The sequence below is a fragment of the Streptomyces inhibens genome (assembly GCF_022221585.1).
Taxonomy (GTDB): domain Bacteria; phylum Actinomycetota; class Actinomycetes; order Streptomycetales; family Streptomycetaceae; genus Streptomyces; species Streptomyces inhibens.
This window is the reverse complement of the sequence record NZ_CP084681.1, coordinates 3,479,750-3,496,976: the sequence shown is the minus strand read 5'-3', so window position 1 is coordinate 3,496,976 and position 17,227 is coordinate 3,479,750. Positions and strand designations below refer to the sequence as shown.

12 protein-coding genes are annotated in these 17,227 nt (G+C 71.6%); 9 read left to right on the top strand and 3 right to left on the bottom strand.

The window, feature by feature from the left end; all coding sequences use genetic code 11:
• The first annotated feature begins 174 nt into the window (after nucleotides 1–174).
• The 5 genes from lepA to KI385_RS16070 all read left to right on the top strand — a co-directional run bounded on the left by lepA (nucleotide 175) and on the right by KI385_RS16070 (nucleotide 8,631).
• Nucleotides 175–2,049, top strand: coding sequence for a translation elongation factor 4 (lepA, locus tag KI385_RS16090; protein WP_238572904.1), 1,875 nt, complete (start codon nucleotides 175–177; stop codon nucleotides 2,047–2,049).
• 377 nt (nucleotides 2,050–2,426) lie between these two features.
• Nucleotides 2,427–4,316: an AMP-dependent synthetase/ligase gene (locus KI385_RS16085; protein ID WP_238572903.1), complete on the top strand. Its 1,890-nt coding sequence runs from the start codon at nucleotides 2,427–2,429 to the stop codon at nucleotides 4,314–4,316.
• Nucleotides 4,317–4,598: 282 nt separating this feature from the next.
• The gene (locus KI385_RS16080; RefSeq protein WP_238572902.1) at nucleotides 4,599–6,668 is read left to right on the top strand and encodes an ATP-binding SpoIIE family protein phosphatase; all 2,070 of its coding nucleotides are present in this window, start codon (nucleotides 4,599–4,601) and stop codon (nucleotides 6,666–6,668) included.
• A gap of 53 nt (nucleotides 6,669–6,721) precedes the next feature.
• On the top strand, nucleotides 6,722–7,954 hold the full coding sequence (gene hemW, locus KI385_RS16075) for a radical SAM family heme chaperone HemW (protein ID WP_238572901.1): 1,233 nt from the start codon (nucleotides 6,722–6,724) through the stop codon (nucleotides 7,952–7,954).
• A gap of 98 nt (nucleotides 7,955–8,052) precedes the next feature.
• Complete coding sequence (locus KI385_RS16070; RefSeq protein WP_238572900.1) at nucleotides 8,053–8,631, top strand: Uma2 family endonuclease; 579 nt, start codon at nucleotides 8,053–8,055, stop codon at nucleotides 8,629–8,631.
• Here KI385_RS16070 and KI385_RS16065 read toward each other — a convergent pair.
• Nucleotides 8,609–9,442 carry a DUF3097 domain-containing protein gene (locus KI385_RS16065; protein ID WP_238572899.1) on the bottom strand — a complete coding sequence of 278 codons (834 nt, stop codon included), beginning with the start codon at nucleotides 9,440–9,442 and terminating at the stop codon, nucleotides 8,609–8,611. The genes KI385_RS16070 and KI385_RS16065 overlap by 23 nt on opposite strands.
• 43 nt (nucleotides 9,443–9,485) lie before the next feature.
• Nucleotides 9,486–10,220 carry an MBL fold metallo-hydrolase gene (locus KI385_RS16060; RefSeq protein ID WP_238572898.1) on the bottom strand — a complete coding sequence of 245 codons (735 nt, stop codon included), beginning with the start codon at nucleotides 10,218–10,220 and terminating at the stop codon, nucleotides 9,486–9,488.
• A gap of 196 nt (nucleotides 10,221–10,416) precedes the next feature.
• Here KI385_RS16060 and hrcA point away from each other — a divergent pair, with 196 nt between their 5' ends.
• The 4 genes from hrcA to KI385_RS16040 all read left to right on the top strand — a co-directional run bounded on the left by hrcA (nucleotide 10,417) and on the right by KI385_RS16040 (nucleotide 14,508).
• Nucleotides 10,417–11,433: a heat-inducible transcriptional repressor HrcA gene (gene hrcA, locus KI385_RS16055; RefSeq protein WP_128506046.1), complete on the top strand. Its 1,017-nt coding sequence runs from the start codon at nucleotides 10,417–10,419 to the stop codon at nucleotides 11,431–11,433.
• Nucleotides 11,434–12,570 carry a molecular chaperone DnaJ gene (gene dnaJ, locus KI385_RS16050; RefSeq protein ID WP_238572897.1) on the top strand — a complete coding sequence of 379 codons (1,137 nt, stop codon included), beginning with the start codon at nucleotides 11,434–11,436 and terminating at the stop codon, nucleotides 12,568–12,570.
• A 109-nt stretch (nucleotides 12,571–12,679) separates the two neighbouring features.
• Nucleotides 12,680–13,768 (top strand): nitronate monooxygenase, encoded by a 1,089-nt coding sequence (locus KI385_RS16045; RefSeq protein WP_238572896.1) that lies wholly within the window; start codon nucleotides 12,680–12,682, stop codon nucleotides 13,766–13,768.
• Nucleotides 13,765–14,508 carry a 16S rRNA (uracil(1498)-N(3))-methyltransferase gene (locus tag KI385_RS16040; RefSeq protein WP_238572895.1) on the top strand — a complete coding sequence of 248 codons (744 nt, stop codon included), beginning with the start codon at nucleotides 13,765–13,767 and terminating at the stop codon, nucleotides 14,506–14,508. Before KI385_RS16045 ends, KI385_RS16040 begins: the two co-directional genes overlap by 4 nt.
• A gap of 111 nt (nucleotides 14,509–14,619) precedes the next feature.
• On the opposite strand, the gene KI385_RS16035 is transcribed toward KI385_RS16040, so the two are convergent.
• Nucleotides 14,620–17,100 carry a hypothetical protein gene (locus KI385_RS16035; RefSeq protein WP_238572894.1) on the bottom strand — a complete coding sequence of 827 codons (2,481 nt, stop codon included), beginning with the start codon at nucleotides 17,098–17,100 and terminating at the stop codon, nucleotides 14,620–14,622.
• Nucleotides 17,101–17,227 lie beyond the last annotated feature (127 nt).

Sequence of the window (17,227 nt, the reverse complement as noted above, 5' to 3'; positions counted from 1 at the left end):
CAGGCTACCAGCAGGCTCTATGCCGCCCCAAACCGGCCGCCCGAAGCTCCCCACTCCCCGCCCGAAGCCCTCCCACCCCGCCCAAACCGGACCAGGCCCCTCGCTCATGGGACCATGGGGGGAGACGTCACATACCCGAGTCCCGCCTACCCGCGTTCACTGAATGGACCCTGCGTGCCCGCGACCCCTACGAACGTGCCGGAGCCGAGCCGTACCGATCCGGCCCTCCTCCGTAACTTCTGCATCATCGCGCACATCGACCACGGCAAGTCGACGCTCGCCGACCGGATGCTCCAGCTCACCGGTGTCGTCGACCAGCGGCAGATGCGCGCGCAGTATCTCGACCGCATGGACATCGAGCGCGAGCGCGGCATCACGATCAAGTCCCAGGCGGTCCGGCTGCCCTGGGCCCCTTCCGAGGGCGAAGAGGCAAGTGGCACGACCCACATCCTCAACATGATCGACACCCCGGGCCACGTCGACTTCACCTACGAGGTCTCCCGCTCGCTCGCCGCGTGCGAGGGCTGCATCCTCCTCGTCGACGCCGCTCAGGGCATCGAGGCCCAGACCCTCGCCAACCTCTACCTGGCGATGGAGAACGACCTCACGATCATCCCCGTCCTCAACAAGATCGACCTGCCGGCCGCGCAGCCCGAGAAGTTCGCCGCAGAGCTGGCCAATCTCGTCGGCTGCGAGCCCGAGGACGTGCTGAAGGTCTCCGCCAAGACCGGCGTCGGCGTGCCCGAGCTGCTGGACAAGGTCGTCCGCGAGGTGCCGGCCCCGGTCGGCGTCAAGGACGCCCCCGCCCGCGCGATGATCTTCGACTCGGTCTACGACGCCTACCGCGGTGTCGTCACGTACGTGAAGGTCGTCGACGGCACGCTCAGCAAGCGTGAGCGCATCAAGATGATGTCCACGGGTGCGGCGCACGAGCTGCTGGAGATCGGTACGAATTCGCCCGAGATGAAGTCGGCGGACGGGCTGTCCGTCGGCGAGGTGGGCTACCTCATCACCGGTGTGAAGGACGTCCGGCAGTCCAAGGTCGGTGACACGATCACCCAGCTCAGCAAGGGTGCCGAGGTGCCGCTGGGCGGCTACAAGGACCCCAAGCCGATGGTGTTCTCGGGCCTGTACCCGCTGGACGGCTCGGACTACCCGGAGCTGCGTGACGCCCTGGACAAGCTGCAGCTCAACGACGCCGCGCTGGTCTACGAACCGGAGACCTCCGCGGCCCTGGGCTTCGGCTTCCGCGTCGGCTTCCTGGGTCTGCTGCACCTGGAGGTCATCCGCGAGCGTCTGGAGCGCGAGTTCGGCCTCGATCTGATCGCCACCGCTCCGAACGTGGTCTACCGCGTGGAGATGGAGGACGGCGCCGAGCACGAGGTTACCAACCCGAGCGAGTTCCCGACGGGCAAGATCGACAAGGTGCACGAGCCGGTCGTACGGGCCACGATCCTGGCGCCCAGCGAGTTCATCGGCGCGATCATGGAGCTGTGTCAGAACCGCCGCGGCAACCTGCTCGGCATGGACTACCTCTCCGAGGACCGGGTCGAGATCCGCTACACCCTCCCGCTCGCCGAGGTCGTCTTCGACTTCTTCGACCAGCTCAAGTCCAAGACCCGTGGCTACGCCTCGCTGGACTACGAGCCCACCGGCGAGCAGGCCGCCGACCTGGTCAAGGTCGACATCCTGCTGCACGGGGACAAGGTCGACGCGTTCTCCGCCATCACGCACAAGGACAAGGCGTACGCGTACGGCGTGCGGCTGGTCGCCAAGCTGCGTGAGCTGATCCCGCGGCAGAGCTTCGAGGTGCCGATCCAGGCCGCCATCGGCAGCCGGGTCATCGCCCGTGAGACGGTCCGCGCCATCCGCAAGGACGTCCTCGCCAAGTGCTACGGCGGTGACATCTCCCGTAAGCGGAAGCTGCTGGAGAAGCAGAAGGAAGGCAAGAAGCGGATGAAGATGGTCGGCAGCGTGGAGGTCCCGCAGGATGCCTTCATCGCGGTGCTGTCCTCGGACTCCGACGGTGACGCGAAGGCGAAGAAGTAAGAAGCCGTAAGAAGAAGTAAGAAGCCGTAAGAGGCAGTACGCCGAGCGGTGAGCCGACAGGGCGCCGGTCCCCCCAGGGGGCCGGCGCCCTGTCGCTTGCCCGGAGCGTGGCGCGGCGGCGCGCGCACGCATCGGAATGAAAGCGGAGCGTGGCGCTCCGCGATGCCCCGGTCCGCGCCGACCCGTGTGGTCTGGTGTGGGGTGATCGGCGCGGCTCGCTATCGGGCGTTGCGCGTGCTACGTACACCTATCGCACTGGTCACATCGTGAACCAGTCGGCCGTAGCCCCTTACGCGTCGGCGCAACGCGCTCTAGTCTGATCACTGCTCAAGGTTACTCGCGAGTCACCAGCAACGAAGCGGGCCCCGGAGGACGCCGTGACGGACATCCACACGCTGATCGAAAGCCGGCCGCCTTCGGTGGCAAACCTCTTCCTGGAGCGGGTCGCGGCCACGCCCGATATCGAGGCCTACCGCTATCCGGTCCCGTCTTCCTCGGGCCAGGGGCCGGACGACTGGAAGTCGATCAGCTGGGCCCAGGCCGCGGACCGGGTCTACGCCGTGGCCGCCGGGCTCATCGCGCTCGGCGTACGGCCCGAGGAGCGGGTGGCGCTGGCCGCCAACACCCGCGTCGAATGGATCCTGGCCGACCTCGGTGTGCTGTGCTCCGGCGCCGCCACCACCACGGTCTACCCCAGCACCAACGCCGAGGAGACCGCGTACATCCTGGCGGACTCCGGCAGCCGGGTGCTGATCGCGGAGGACGCCGGTCAGCTCGCCAAGGCGCGTGAGCGGCGCGCGGAGCTGCCCGAACTGGCGCATGTCGTCGTGATCGACGAGGCGGACGTCGAGCCCGCGGCGGACGACCCCGAGGGCTTTGTGCTCACCCTCGCCGAGCTGGAGAAGCGCGGCACCGCCCATCTGGAGAAGCACCCGGAGTGCGTCAAGGAGCGGGTCGCCGCGCTGCGCGCCGACCAGCTGGCGACGCTGATCTACACCTCCGGCACCACCGGCCGCCCCAAGGGCGTACGGCTGCCGCACGACTGCTGGGCGTACATGGCCCGCGCGATCCAGGCGACCGGGCTGGTCACCGAGGACGATGTGCAGTATCTGTGGCTCCCGCTGGCGCATGTCTTCGGCAAGGTGCTCACCGCGGGGCAGATCGCCACCGGCCAGGTCATCGCGGTCGACGGCCGGGTCGACAAGATCATCGAGAATCTGCCGGTCGTCCGCCCCACGTACATGGCGGCCGTACCGCGGATCTTCGAGAAGGTCTACAACGGCGTCGCGGCCAAGGCCCGGCAGGGCGGCGGGGCCAAGTACAAGATCTTCCAGTGGGCGGCCGAGGTGGCCCGCGAGTACGCCAAGGTCTCGCAGGACAACTTCCGGCGCACCGGCAACGCCTCGGTGCCCTTCGCGCTCGGCGCCAAGCACAAGGTCGCCGACGCCCTCGTCTACGCCAAGCTGCGGGACGCGTTCGGCGGCCGGCTGCGCGCCGCCGTCTCCGGCTCGGCCGCGCTCTCGCCGGAGATCGGCTACTTCTTCTCCGGCGCCGGCATCCACATCCTGGAGGGCTACGGCCTGACGGAGTCCAGCGCCGCCAGCTTCGTCAACCCCGGCGAGGCCTACCGGACCGGAACGGTCGGCAAGCCGCTGCCCGGCACCGAGGTCCGGATCGCCGAGGACGGCGAGATCCTGCTGCGCGGCCCCGGCATCATGCAGGGCTACCACGGCCTGCCGGACAAGACCGCCGAAGTCCTGGAGGAGGACGGCTGGTTCCACACCGGCGACATCGGTGAGCTGTCCCCGGACGGCTATCTGCGGATCACCGACCGCAAGAAGGACCTGATCAAGACCTCGGGCGGGAAGTACATCGCGCCGGCCGAGGTGGAGGGCCAGTTCAAGGCGGTCTGTCCGTTCGTCTCCAATGTGCTGGTGCACGGCGCCAACCGGAACTTCTGTACCGCGCTGATCGCCCTCGACGAGCCGACGATCATGGGCTGGGCGAAGGAGCACGGCCTGGAGGGCAAGACCTACGCCGAGGTCGTCGCCACCGACCGGACCCGTGAGCTGATCGACGGCTATGTCGAGCGGGTCAACGAAGGGCTGCAGCGCTGGCAGCAGATCCGCAAGTTCCGGCTGCTCCCGCGTGACCTGGACATCGAGCACGGCGAGGTGACCCCCAGCCTCAAGATCAAGCGGCCGGTGGTGGAGCGGGCGTTCAAGGATCTGCTGGAGGAGATGTACGCGGGAGCGCGCGAGGCATAGGCGCGCCACGGCACCCGCGGTGCGGACCGGTCCGGTCCGTACCGCGGCGCTGCTCCCGTACGGGCGGTCACGGCTGCTGTGCGAGCCGCGGCTGCCGCTGAAGTTGTCCCTACAGGTTCACCGGGCTCATCCTCCGCGCGTCGGCCAACTCCCGCGGTGCGTCAGTCGAATTGCCCGCTGTGACCACACACTTCCGTGACTCACTGCTTATGACTGCGCTCGTTCTGTCACTCTGTCGGTGGCGCATCCGGCGCTGTAGCGGAGCTGCTCGGGAGTTGCTCAATGAGGACGACCACTTCGTCTCAACGGGACGACAACGTCACGGCGACGCGCACGACGTTGACGGGAGGGTCCCGCGGTGGACCCGCCGCCGGGCCTGCCCCCGGGCCCGCCGCCCGCGCCCTGCGGGCCAGTCTGCCCGGGGACCCGCAGGCCGCTGCCGCCGCCCGGCGGTTCGTCCGGGCCGCGTTCGCCTGCTGGGCCGACCGTAGGCTGCCCGGCGCGGAGGGCCTCACCGACCGGCTCGCCGACGAAGCGGTACTACTGGTCAGCGAGCTGGTGACGAACGCGGTGGTGCACGCGGGCACCACCGTCGAGCTGCACTGCCGGCTGGACCCGGCGGCGGAGCAGGAGCCGCACGCGATGTTCTGCCCGGAGGTGGAAACCGCGCCGGGGACGTGCCCCGAAGCCGGCGTCGTCATCGAGGTCTCCGACCGCCACCCCACGCAGCCGATCCGCGCCCGCGACGAGAGTGCCGCGGCCGAAGGCAGCGGCCACGGACTGCAGCTGATCAGCGCGGTCGCGGAATCCTGGGGCATCACCTACCGCCGGGCCATGAAGACCGTGTGGTTCCGGCTGCCCGTGGAGGCCCCGGGCGGCGGCGGACGGCCGGAGCCGGAGCTCGCCTTCGACGACCGGCTGCTGCAGCGCGGACTGCGGGCCGCCGAACTCCTCGCCCCGGCGCCGCGCCGGGCCGCCCGGCAGGAATGCGACGCCGACCGGGTCGACAATGGCGCCCTCTCCTTCCTCGCCGAGGCCTCCGACCTGCTCTCCGGCCAGCTCGACGCCGATCAAGTCGCTTCGCTCGCCGCCCAGTTGATCGTGCCGCGGCTCGCCGACTGGTGTGCGGTGTGGCTCTACGACGGCGACGGCGGCGCCCCCGGCCGGGGCATCGCACAGGCCGGCGAGGAACAGCGGCTCGCCCGCGTCTGGCACACCTGCGAGGGCCGGATCGACTCACTGCGTACCGCACTGGAGAAACAGCCGCCCGAACTCCCGGGCGGCCTCCCGTCCGGCAGCGCACCCACCGCGGCTCCCTGGCCCTGGTCGCAGGAACCGAGCGGCTACGAGCCCCCGGGCGCGGCCCTGGCCTGTCCCCTGGTCGCCGGCGGCCGCCGGCTCGGCACGCTGCTGCTCGGCCGGGGCGGCCTGCTGCGCTTCCCCGACGAGGTGGTCGGGTTGATCGAGGACCTGTGCCGGCGGGTCGCCCGCGCCGTGGCCACCGCCCGCGCGTACAGCCGCCAGGAGCGCATCAGCCAGGTCCTGCAGCGCCGGCTGCTGCCCCCCGGCCGGGCGCAGGTGCCCGGCGTGGAATCGGCGGTGGTCTACGAACCGCGCGAGGGCGCCTGGGCGGGCGGCGACTTCTGGGACCTCTTCGACGCCGGCGACGGCCGCTGGTGCTTCGCGCTCGGCGATGTCTGCGGCAGCGGCCCGGAGGCGGCCGCGGTGACCGGGCTGGCCCGGCCGGTGCTGCGGCTGCTGGCCCGCGACGGCTTCGGTGTCGCGGCGGTGCTCGACCGGCTCAACAAGACCATGGCCCGGGAGGCCGCGGACTCCGTCGCGGCGGTCGCGGCCGCGGTGGCGGCGGCCGGCGCCGGGGCGGAGGCGCCGGTGGAGATCCGCGAGGAGGGTGAACAGGCCCGTTTCCTGTCCCTGCTCTACGGCGAGATCGTCCCCCATCCCGACGGCTTGGGCGGCGCCCGCTGCACCCTCGCCAGCGCGGGCCACCCCCTGCCGCTCGTACTGGGCGCGGACGGCGCGGTCCGGGTCGTCGCGGCGCCGCAGATGCTGCTGGGGGTGGTCGAGGACGCGGCGTACGTCAGCGAATCGTTTGACCTCTGCCCGGGGGAGACCCTGCTGTGTGTGACGGACGGGGTGACCGAGCGCCGGTCGGGGCTGCGGCTCTTCGACGACGAGGACGGTCTGGCCACGGCCCTCGCCGCCGGTGTCGGCCTGAGCGCCACCGCCCTCGCCGACCACATCCGCCACACCGTCCACGCCTTCGACCCGACCCCGCCCGACGACGACCTGGCGCTGCTGGTCCTCCAGGCGGCGGGGGACGGGGTGGCGTAGGGCGTATCGGCGCCCGGGACCGGAACCGTCTCCCATGACGGACAATGGTTCCCATGCCTTCCGCACTGCCTGATGGTGAGCCGATGCCCGAGGACGGGGCGCTGCCCGGTCATGCGCTGGCGGGGGCGGCCGGGCGGCCCCTCGGCTTCTATCTGCATGTGCCGTACTGCGCGACCCGCTGCGGCTACTGCGACTTCAACACCTACACCGCGAGCGAGCTGCGCGGCTCCGGCGGCGCCCTGGCCTCCCGTGACAACTACGCCGACACCGTCGTGGCGGAGATCCGGCTGGCCCGCAAGGTGCTGGGCGACGACCCGCGCCCGGTCGAGACGGTCTTCGTCGGCGGCGGCACCCCGACCCTGCTGCCCGCCGCCGACCTCGGCCGCATGCTGGCCGCCATCCGCGAGGAATTCGGCCTCGCGTCCGGCGCCGAGATCACCACCGAGGCCAACCCCGAGTCCGTCGACCCCCGCTACCTCTCCGAGCTGCGAGCGGGCGGCTTCAACCGGGTCTCCTTCGGCATGCAGAGCGCCCGGCAGCACGTCCTCAAGATCCTCGACCGTACGCACACCCCGGGCCGCCCCGAGGCCTGCGTCGCCGAGGCCCGCGCGGCCGGCTTCGACCACGTCAACCTCGATCTGATCTACGGCACGCCAGGCGAGAGCGACGACGACTGGCGGGCGTCCCTCGACGCCGCCCTCGGCGCCGGGCCCGACCACATCTCCGCCTACGCCCTGATCGTCGAGGAGGGCACCCAGCTCGCCCGCCGGATCCGCCGCGGCGAGGTCCCGATGACCGACGACGATGTGCACGCCGACCGCTATCTCATCGCCGACGAACGGCTCGCCGCGGCCGGTTTCACCTGGTACGAGGTCTCCAACTGGGCCACTACCGAGGCCGCCCGCTGCCGCCACAACGAGCTGTACTGGACCGGCGCCGACTGGTGGGGCGCGGGCCCCGGCGCCCACAGCCACGTGGGCGGCGTCCGCTGGTGGAACGTCAAGCACCCCGGCGCCTACGCCCAGGCCCTCACCGAAGGCCGCTCCCCGGGCGCCGGCCGTGAGCTCCTGGCGGACGAGGACCGCCGCGTCGAACGGATCCTGCTGGAGCTGCGGCTGTCGGAGGGCTGCCCGCTGGACCTGCTGGCCCCGGCGGGGGCGCGGGCCGCGGCGCGGGCGCTCGCGGACGGGCTGCTGGATCCGGGGCCGTACGAGGAGGGGCGGGCCGTGCTCACGTTGCGGGGGCGGTTGCTGGCGGATGCGGTGGTGCGGAATTTGGTGGACTGACCTCGAACGAGTGAACCCATGCGAAGGCCCTGCGCCCCTGCCTAGGCTGTTCCTAGCCTGTGCCGTATACACGGCGACAGGAAACGGAGGCCATGGAGATGACCGCTGTGGATGAACGCCGGATGACGGAGCTCTTCGAGAACCTTGAGGTTCCTGAGGGCATCAAGATTGAGCTCCTCCGGGGGGAAATCGTGATGATGGCGGGGCCGGATCTGGTCCATAACCTGATCGTCGAGGAGGTCTGCGACCAGATTCCGCGTCAGAAGTGGCACAGGCTTCAGACGCAGGACATCGACGTTCTGAGCGAGATCAGCGAGCCCCAGCCCGACCTCGTGGTCCTGGAGCGTGATACCGCACCGGAGTCCGGGCGGCTCATGCCGTCCGGAGTGGTCACCATGCTCGTCGAGGTCGTCTCCAAGACCAGCGTCGACCGCGACTACGGGCTCAAGCGCAGCATCTACGCCGCAGGTAAGGTGCCCGCGTATTTGATCATCGACCCCGTCATGGCACAGTGCGTTCTGCTCACCGAGCCGTTCGGTAGCGGCCAGGAGGCCGACTACGCAGTGCAGCGGATCACCAAATTCGGCGACCCGGTGCCGCTGGAGCTGCTCGGGATTGATCTGGACACCACCGAGTTCGGAACCCTCAAGGGCGTCAGGCCGCACCGCCGGCCGTAACAAAGTCGATCAACTCCTCCACCCTCCCCAGCAACGCCGGCTCCAGGTCCTTGTAGGACCGCACGCACGACAGGATCCGCTGCCAGGCCGCGCCCGTGTTCTCCGGCCAGCCCAGCGCCCGGCACACCCCCGTCTTCCAGTCCTGGCCGTGCGGAACGGTCGGCCACGCCGCAATCCCGACCGAGGACGGCTTCACCGCCTCCCACACGTCGATGTACGGGTGGCCGACGACCAGCGCATGATCACCGGTCACCTCGGCGGCGATACGGGACTCCTTCGAGCCGGGCACGAGATGGTCGACCAGGACGCCGAGGCGGGCATCCGGGCCGGGGGAGAAGCCACGGACGATCGCCGGGAGGTCGTCGATGCCCTCCAGGTATTCCACGACGACGCCCTCGATGCGCAGATCGTCGCCCCACACCCGCTCGACCAGTTCGGCGTCGTGCCGGCCTTCCACATAGATACGCCCGGCGCGTGCGACCCGGGCGCGGGCGCCGGGGACGGCGAGTGAGCCGGATGCCGTACGGGCGGGGCCGCTCGACGCCGGCCGGTTCTGCGGGCGTACGAGGGTGACGACCTTGCCCTCCAGGAGGAAGCCGCGCGGGGTCATCGGGAAGACGCGGTGCTTGCCGAAGCGGTCCTCCAGGGTGACCGTCGGGCCCTCGGCCGTCTTCTCGCAGCGGATCACGGCGCCGCAGAAGCCCGAGCCGACCTCCTCGACGACCAGATCGGGGTCGGCCGGTACCTCAGGGGCGGGGCGCTGCTTCTTCCAGGCAGGAGTGAGGTCGGGGCTGTAGCGCTTGCTGTGCATGGGGGCCTGTCTGTCCGGGGAGTGGGCGGGGGCAGGAGGGGGGTCAGGAAGGGGTGACGCCGAAGCGGGTGGCGAGGGCGTCGCGCTGGGCGCGGACGAAGCGGGCGTCCACCACGGCGCCGTGGCCGGGGACGTACACCGCGTCCTCGCCGCCGAGGGCGAGCAGCCGGTCCAGGGCGGCGGGCCACTGCTGCGGCAGTGCGTCCGGGCCCGCGCTGGGCTCGCCGGACTCCTCCACCAGGTCGCCGCAGAAGACGATCTCCGGGGTGCCGTGCTTGCCGGGCACCAGGACGGCCAGATCGTGGGCGGTGTGACCGGGGCCGACGTTGGCGAGCAGCACCTGCCGGTCGCCGAGGTCGACGGTCAGCTGGCCGTGTACGTGGTGGTGCGGGGCGACGAGCAGGTCGGTGGCCTCGGCCGCGGCGTCCCGGTCGACGCCGTGCCGCGTCGCGTCGTGCCGCAGCTCGTCCTTGCCGCGGCGCAGCAGGTCACCGAGGCCGGCCGCGCCGAACACCTCGACGCCCGCGAAGGCGGCGGTGCCCAGCACATGATCGAAGTGTGGATGGGTGAGCGCGACATGCGTCACTTCCCGGCCGAGCACGCCGCGGATCGCGCGGCGCAGATCCGCGCCGTCGCGGATGGTCGCCCCGGTATCGACGATCATGACGCCGGTCGCACCGGCGATCACGCCGATCGTCTCGTCCCAGCCCGGCATCCGGCGCCTGGCGACACCTTCACCGAGCCCTTCCCAGCCGGCCTCTTCCCAAGCAGTGTGCATACCGAGACGCTAGCTCCATCGCGATAGCGTTGCCCGACAGATCGACCGAACACGGTCATCGGGTGAGTGCTCCGCGCGGCCGCCCTTGCCGTGGCCGTGCTACCCGGCCGTACACTGGCTCCGGGTCTGGCACTCGGCCCGGGTGAGTGCCAGGAAGAGACGAGACGGCGGGACGGCCGGACTGGAGGTGCGCGGGATGCTCAGTGAACGCAGGCTGGAGGTGCTGCGCGCCATCGTTCAGGACTATGTCGGAACGGAGGAGCCGGTCGGCTCCAAGGCGCTCACCGAACGCCATCAGCTGGGGGTCTCCCCGGCCACCATCCGTAACGACATGGCGGCGCTGGAGGATGAGGGATTCATCGCCCAGCCGCATACGAGCGCCGGGCGGATCCCGACCGACAAGGGCTACCGCCTCTTCGTCGACAAGCTGGCCGGCGTCAAGCCGCTGTCCAGCCCCGAGCGGCGGGCGATCCAGAATTTCCTGGACGGCGCCGTCGACCTCGACGATGTCGTCGGCCGCACGGTCCGGCTGCTGGCGCAGCTGACCCGGCAGGTCGCGGTCGTGCAGTACCCGTCCCTGACGCGGTCCACGGTCCGCCATGTCGAGCTGCTGGCGCTGGCCCCGGCGCGGGTGATGCTCGTACTCATCACGGACACCGGGCGGGTCGAGCAGCGGCTCATCGACTGCCAGACGCCGTTCGGTGAGACGTCCCTGGCGGATCTGCGAGCACGGCTCAACAGCCGGGTCGTGGGGCGCCGGTTCGCGGATGTTCCGCAGTTGGTGCAGGATCTCCCGGAGTCCTTCGAGCAGGACGACCGCGGCACGGTCTCGACAGTGCTGTCGGTGTTGCTGGAGACTTTGGTGGAGGAGACCGAAGAGCGGCTGATGATCGGCGGTACCGCCAATCTCACGCGCTTCGGGCACGATTTCCCACTGACCATCCGGCCGGTGCTGGAGGCTCTTGAGGAGCATGTGGTGCTGCTCAAGCTGCTCGGGGAGGCCAAGGACTCGGGCATGACCGTACGTATCGGGCATGAGAATGCCCATGAAGGCCTGACGTCCACATCGGTCGTCGCGGTCGGCTACGGTTCGGGCGACGAGGCAGTCGCCAAACTCGGCGTGGTCGGACCGACCCGCATGGACTACCCCGGAACGATGGGAGCGGTACGCGCAGTGGCACGTTACGTCGGACAAATCCTCGCGGAGTCGTAAGTGGCCACGGATTACTACTCGGTCCTCGGTGTCGGCCGCGATGCCTCGCAGGACCAGATCAAGAAGGCCTTCCGTCGGCTGGCGCGCGAGCTGCACCCGGACGTGAACCCGGATCCCAAGACCCAGGAGCGGTTCAAGGAGATCAACGCCGCTTACGAGGTCCTGTCGGATCCGCAGAAGAAGCAGGTCTACGACCTGGGCGGTGACCCCCTCTCGCAGGCGGGCGGCGGCGCGGGCGCGGGCGGCTTCGGTGCGGGCTTCGGCAACTTCTCCGACATCATGGACGCGTTCTTCGGCACGGCCTCGCAGCGCGGACCGCGCTCGCGCACCCGCCGTGGCCAGGACGCCATGATCCGGCTCGACATCGAGCTGAACGAAGCGGCCTTCGGCACGACCAAGGACATCCAGGTCGACACCGCCGTCGTGTGTACGACGTGCAGTGGCGAGGGCGCGGCGCCGGGCACCTCGGCGCAGACCTGTGACATGTGCCGCGGCCGCGGTGAGGTCTCGCAGGTCACCCGGTCCTTCCTCGGCCAGGTCATGACGTCCCGGCCGTGTCCGCAGTGCCAGGGCTTCGGCACGGTCGTGCCGACGCCGTGCCCCGAGTGCGCCGGCGACGGACGGATCCGGTCCCGCCGCACCCTGACGGTCAAGATCCCGGCCGGTGTCGACAACGGCACCCGCATCCAGCTCGCGGGCGAGGGCGAGGTCGGCCCCGGCGGCGGCCCCGCCGGTGATCTCTATGTCGAGATCCATGAGCTGCCGCACCCGGTCTTCCAGCGGCGCGGCGACGATCTGCACTGCACGGTCACCATCCCGATGACGGCGGCCTCACTGGGCACGAAGTGTCCGCTGGAGACGCTCGACGGGGTGGAGGAGATCGACGTCCGGCCCGGCACCCAGTCCGGTCAGTCGATCCCGCTGCACCAGCGCGGGGTGACGCATCTGCGCGGCGGCGGCCGTGGCGATCTCATCGTCCATGTCGAGGTGCAGACCCCGTCCAAGCTCGACCCCGAGCAGGAGGAGCTGCTGCGCCGACTGGCCAAGCTCCGCGGCGAGGAGCGGCCCACCGGGCAGTTTCAGCCGGGGCAGCAGGGGCTCTTCTCGCGCCTCAAGGACGCGTTCAACGGGCGGTAGACCGGACGCCGATGGCCCCGGGGATTGACCCCGGGAGGACGCCATACCGGGCGGTAGGTCGAGCCCGCCCGGGTTCGGGACGAGGCGGTGGGCGTGACACGATGTGCTCATGCCCACCGCACCGACCGATCTCTGCCGCTACCCGATCGTGCAGGCCCCGATGGCGGGAGGCGGCTCCGGACCCGAGCTTGCCGCCGCCGTCTGCGGCGCCGGCGGTCTCGGCTTCCTTGCCGCCGGTTACAAGACCGCCGACGGCATGTATCAGGAGATCAAACAGCTGCGCGGGCTGACCGACCGGCCCTTCGGTGTCAATCTCTTCATGCCGCAGCCCTCCCTGGCCGACAGCTCCGTCGTCGAGGTCTACCGCGAACAGCTCGCCGGCGAGGCCGCCTGGTACGAGACCGAGCTCGGTGACACCGACGGGCCCTCCGACGACAACTACGAGGCCAAGCTCGCGATCCTGCGGGAGGACCCGGTGCCGGTGGTCTCCTTCACCTTCGGCTGCCCCTCGCGCGCCGTCCTCGACGCCTTCGCCAAGGTCGGTACGTACACGGTCGTCACGGTCACCACGGCGGCCGAGGCGCAGGCCGCGCAGTGGTCGGGGGCGGACGCGGTGTGTGTGCAGGGCGTGGAGGCGGGCGGCCACCAGGGCACCCACCGGGACGATCCGCACGCGGACGGGACCGGCGCGGGGCTGGGGCTGCTGGCGCTGCTCGGCCAGGTCCGCGAGGCCGTGCAGATCCCGGTGATCGCCGCGGGCGGGCTGATGCGCGGGGCGCAGATCGCGGCGGTGCTGGCCGCCGGGGCGTCGATGGCGCAGCTGGGCACCGCCTTCCTCGCCACCCCCGAGTCGGGCGCCAATCCGCTGCACAAGCAGGCGCTGACCAACCCCCTGTTCACCCATACCGAGTTGACCCGGGCGTTCTCCGGGCGGCCGGCCCGCGGGCTGGTGAACCGCTTCATGCGCGAGCACGGCCCGTACGCGCCCGCCGCCTATCCCGCCGTCCACTACCTCACCTCCACCGTGCGCAAGGCCGCGGCCAAGGCGGGCGACGCGCAGGGCCTGAACCTCTGGGCGGGGCAGGGGCACCGGCTGGCGCGGGAGATGCCCGCCGGGCAGCTCGTGGAGGTCCTGGCGGCCGAACTCGACGCCGCGCGCGCCGCGTTGAACCTCCCTCACGCCGGCAGCGCCTCATGACCGCGCCGGTCTTCCTCGTCGACTCACTCGCGGACGTACGAGCCGGCGCCACGCTGACCCTGGACGGCCCCGAGGGCCGGCACGCGGTCTCGGTGCGCCGGCTGCGGGTCGGTGAAGAGGTGGTGCTGACGGACGGCCACGGGGCCGGCGCCCAGGGCACGGTCGCCGCCGTGGAGGGCAAGGACCGGCTCACCGTCGCGGTCGCGGAGCTGCGCACCGAGGACCCGCCGAACCCCACGATCACCGTTGTCCAGGCGCTGCCCAAGGGCGACCGGGGCGAGCTGGCCGTCGAGACGATGACCGAGACCGGTGTGGACGTCATCGTGCCCTGGCCGGCGGCGCGTTGCGTCACCCAGTGGAAGGGCGAGCGGGCCGCCAAATCGCTGGGCAAATGGCGCGCCACGGCCCGCGAGGCGGGCAAGCAGTCGCGCCGGCTGACCTTCCCCGAGGTCGCTGACCCGCTGACGACGAAGCAGGTGGCGGCGCTGCTCGCCGACGCCGACTTCGCGGCCGTCCTCCACGAGGAGGGCAGCTCCCCGCTCGCCACCGCCGAACTCCCCGCCACCGGCCGCATCGTGCTCGTCGTCGGGCCCGAGGGCGGCGTCTCCCCGGAGGAGCTCGCCGCCTTCGCCGAGGCCGGCGCCCAGCCCTACCGCCTCGGCCCGACCGTCCTGCGCACCTCCACGGCAGGCACCGCGGCGACGGCCCTCCTGCTGGGGCGCACGGGGCGCTGGAACTAGGGCCTGGCCGGCCCTGATCCACCGGACAGGCCCTGGAGCCTGTCGGGCGGACCATGGCCGACAGGGCCAAGAGTCTGTCGCGGGACCGCCCCGAAGGCCGTCCCGCGCCGCTCAGTCGGCCGGCCGCGCGATCGCGCCCGCCGTCGCGACCAGCTCCGTGAGGCTGCCGGCGAACGTCGGCAGAAGCCGGAGGCAGACCGTCCAGGCCTCGACGTCGGTGCCCAGATGCTCATCGGTCAGTGTGGCGGCGTACGCCCGCAGCTTCTGCCGGTCTTCTTGCCGGCCGGGGGAGTTGAGGGCGCGTATGAGGTGGGACAGGGCCGTCCGCGCGGGGGCCGAGCGGGTCAGCAGGTCCTCGGGGGTGAGCGCGCCGCGGTCGAGGGCCGGCTGGATGCACGAGTGGTGGTAGTGACTGTCCTCGGGGGTGTGGGCCAGGAGTTCCAGCAGCAGCTCGCGCGGGCAGTCGGCGCGCTCCGCGAGCGCCTCCGGGAGCCCGAGGGTCAGCTCGCCGGACCGGTACGCCTCCAGCAGCGCCGCCCAGGGGAGCGCGATGCCGTCGCCGGTCAGCTTGTGCGGCCGCTGGCCGGCGTCGTAGGCCGGGGTCGTGTTGAGGAACGCCACCAGCTTGGCCGGGTCCTCCTCGGCGGCCAGCCGGGCGCGCAGCCGCGCCAGGCCGTCGGGGGCGTCCAGGGCCTGCTCGGTCTGCCGGCGCAGGGTGACCGGGAGCCGGTCCATCGCCAGGATCTCGCGCACCGCGTCGGGCCCGCTGCGCTCCCATACAGCGATCAGCAGCCGCAGCCGGGCCGCCGGTACCCGGAGCTTCAGCCGCTCCATGATCTTGCGGGCCACGCCCAGGTCACCGGATTCCAGGCCCGCGACGAGCCAGTGCCGGTAATGGCCGAGGTTGACCTCGTCCAGCACCCGCAGCAGCTCGTCGGGGACGGTGCGGGTGCCACCGCCGCGCAGCCGGCCGGCGAGCATCCGCTCCCGCTCCTGCTGGTCGATGCGGCAGTGGAGGAAGAGAGCGGCGTCCACCCGCGGTTCGTCGAGATCGAGGAGGTGGGCGAGCTGTTCGGGGGAGAGGGAATCGGTGGAGGCCTGTGAGACCGGCGCCGACACACCATGGGCGGCCACCACCGCATCCCGGACGGCCGGGGCGGGATCGCCGTACACCAGGAGGTGCTGCACGGCCCGCGCGTCGAAGTGCGGTACGACGGCGATCTGCGCCTTCTGGGAGGCGCACTCGAAGAGGCGGAGGAACGCGGCCCGGGACGCCTCGGGGGCGGTTGCGGGGAACACCGCCTCCAGCGGATGCGGCCAGGTGGTGTTGCGCTTCTTGCGAGAGGTGGCCGAGGCGGCGTCGGCGATCAGCTCGGCGACGCTGCCCCGGGCGCGCCCCGTCCGCGCGTAGCACGTCAGCCAGTTGACCGGGTCCATGCCGAGCCGGTCGGCCAGGGCGGTGAGGGCCTTGCGGGTCGGCTCGTGGTCGTACGGCAGCGCACGGAGCACCTCGGCCGCCGGCGTCACTTCGGTCAGGACGCGGTCCACGGACAGCCGGCCCTCGCGGATGCCGCGCCCGAGAAACTCCTCGAAGTCCAGTGTGCCCGCCCGGGCCTCGGCCCCCACCAGCGCCTCGAAGGGCAGCTCGGCGGCGAGCCGCGCGGTGATCGCCGGGTGCTCGCGGAAGCTCTCCATGACCAGGTCGTGGGGGCAGCCCTCCCACCCGATGAGCCCGAGCAGCCGGTTGCCGCTCTGATATCTCGAGCCACGGCGGGTCTCCGTCCCCAAGGGCAGGCGGGCGTGCTCGCGCCGGACGAGCTCCCAGTCGAGGCCGTCGGGCTTCGTCAAAGGGCCGTGGCCGTCCCGGACCATCAGCAGCGCCTGCAACGCGGCGGGGTCGGCCCACTCGCCGGCCGGGCGGTGCTCGCGCAGGAAGGATTCCGGGTCGGCGGCGGCCGCGGCCGCCCGCATCAGATCCAGCAGTCCGGGGTGGCCCAGATCGATGTCCGAGGCCTCCTCGACGGCACGGACGAACGCGGCGAGCCCTTCGCCACCGGCGAGTTGCGCCAGGGCGATACCGGAGTCGAGCGCGGCCGGCAGCGGGAGGTTCGGCGCCAGCCGGACCAGGGAGTAGGCGATCAGCGCGGGGAACGGGCCGGTCAGCGCCGGTGCGAGTTCGACTCCGGTCGCCTCCTCCTGGAGCAGCGGAACGAGCCCGTCCTCCTCGTACCAGCGCGGGTCCGACGGGTCGGCGGCGCGCAGAACCGCCGCCAGCAGGCCCGGGATGTCCTTCACACGCCGCGGGTGCTGCGAGGCGGGGCGGTACCGCGCGTCCCACAGGGCGCGGGCGATCGCCGGGTCGCCGGTCTCCGCCGCCCGCAGGAAGAACGCCTCGTGATCGGCGGCCATCGCGGCGCGCAGCGCCGCACCGCCCGGTCCGATCAGCTCGGCCACGACCTCTTCCGGCAGCCCGAACCGGTCGGACAGCGCGGCCAGCAGCTCCGGGCGCAACCGCTCGGCCAGCGCATCGGCGGTATCCGGACCGGCGAGCCGCAGTGCCTGGCGGAGCGCGGTGGAGGAGCTGGTGGTCACGTGGTGGATCCCTTCGCGGAGCGGGCGTGCGGCCGTCCACGGAGCGGCGGTGTGCCGTCCGTACGAAAAGATCGTGGCATGAGCCACTGACAACGCGGCGGTGCGCCGACCGGCCCTCAGAGGCCCG

Bases quoted from the DNA above. Each gene is read 5' to 3' on its own strand.
- KI385_RS16065 (WP_238572899.1), bottom strand. From the start codon at position 9,442: ATGCACAGCAAGCGCTACAGCCCCGACCTCACTCCTGCCTGGAAGAAG.
- hrcA (WP_128506046.1), top strand. From the start codon at position 10,417: ATGCTCAGTGAACGCAGGCTGGAGGTGCTGCGCGCCATCGTTCAGGAC.
- KI385_RS16070 (WP_238572900.1), top strand. From the start codon at position 8,053: ATGACCGCTGTGGATGAACGCCGGATGACGGAGCTCTTCGAGAACCTT.
- KI385_RS16040 (WP_238572895.1), top strand. From the start codon at position 13,765: ATGACCGCGCCGGTCTTCCTCGTCGACTCACTCGCGGACGTACGAGCC.
- KI385_RS16045 (WP_238572896.1), top strand. From the start codon at position 12,680: ATGCCCACCGCACCGACCGATCTCTGCCGCTACCCGATCGTGCAGGCC.
- KI385_RS16080 (WP_238572902.1), top strand. From the start codon at position 4,599: ATGAGGACGACCACTTCGTCTCAACGGGACGACAACGTCACGGCGACG.
- KI385_RS16060 (WP_238572898.1), bottom strand. From the start codon at position 10,220: ATGCACACTGCTTGGGAAGAGGCCGGCTGGGAAGGGCTCGGTGAAGGT.
- hemW (WP_238572901.1), top strand. From the start codon at position 6,722: ATGCCTTCCGCACTGCCTGATGGTGAGCCGATGCCCGAGGACGGGGCG.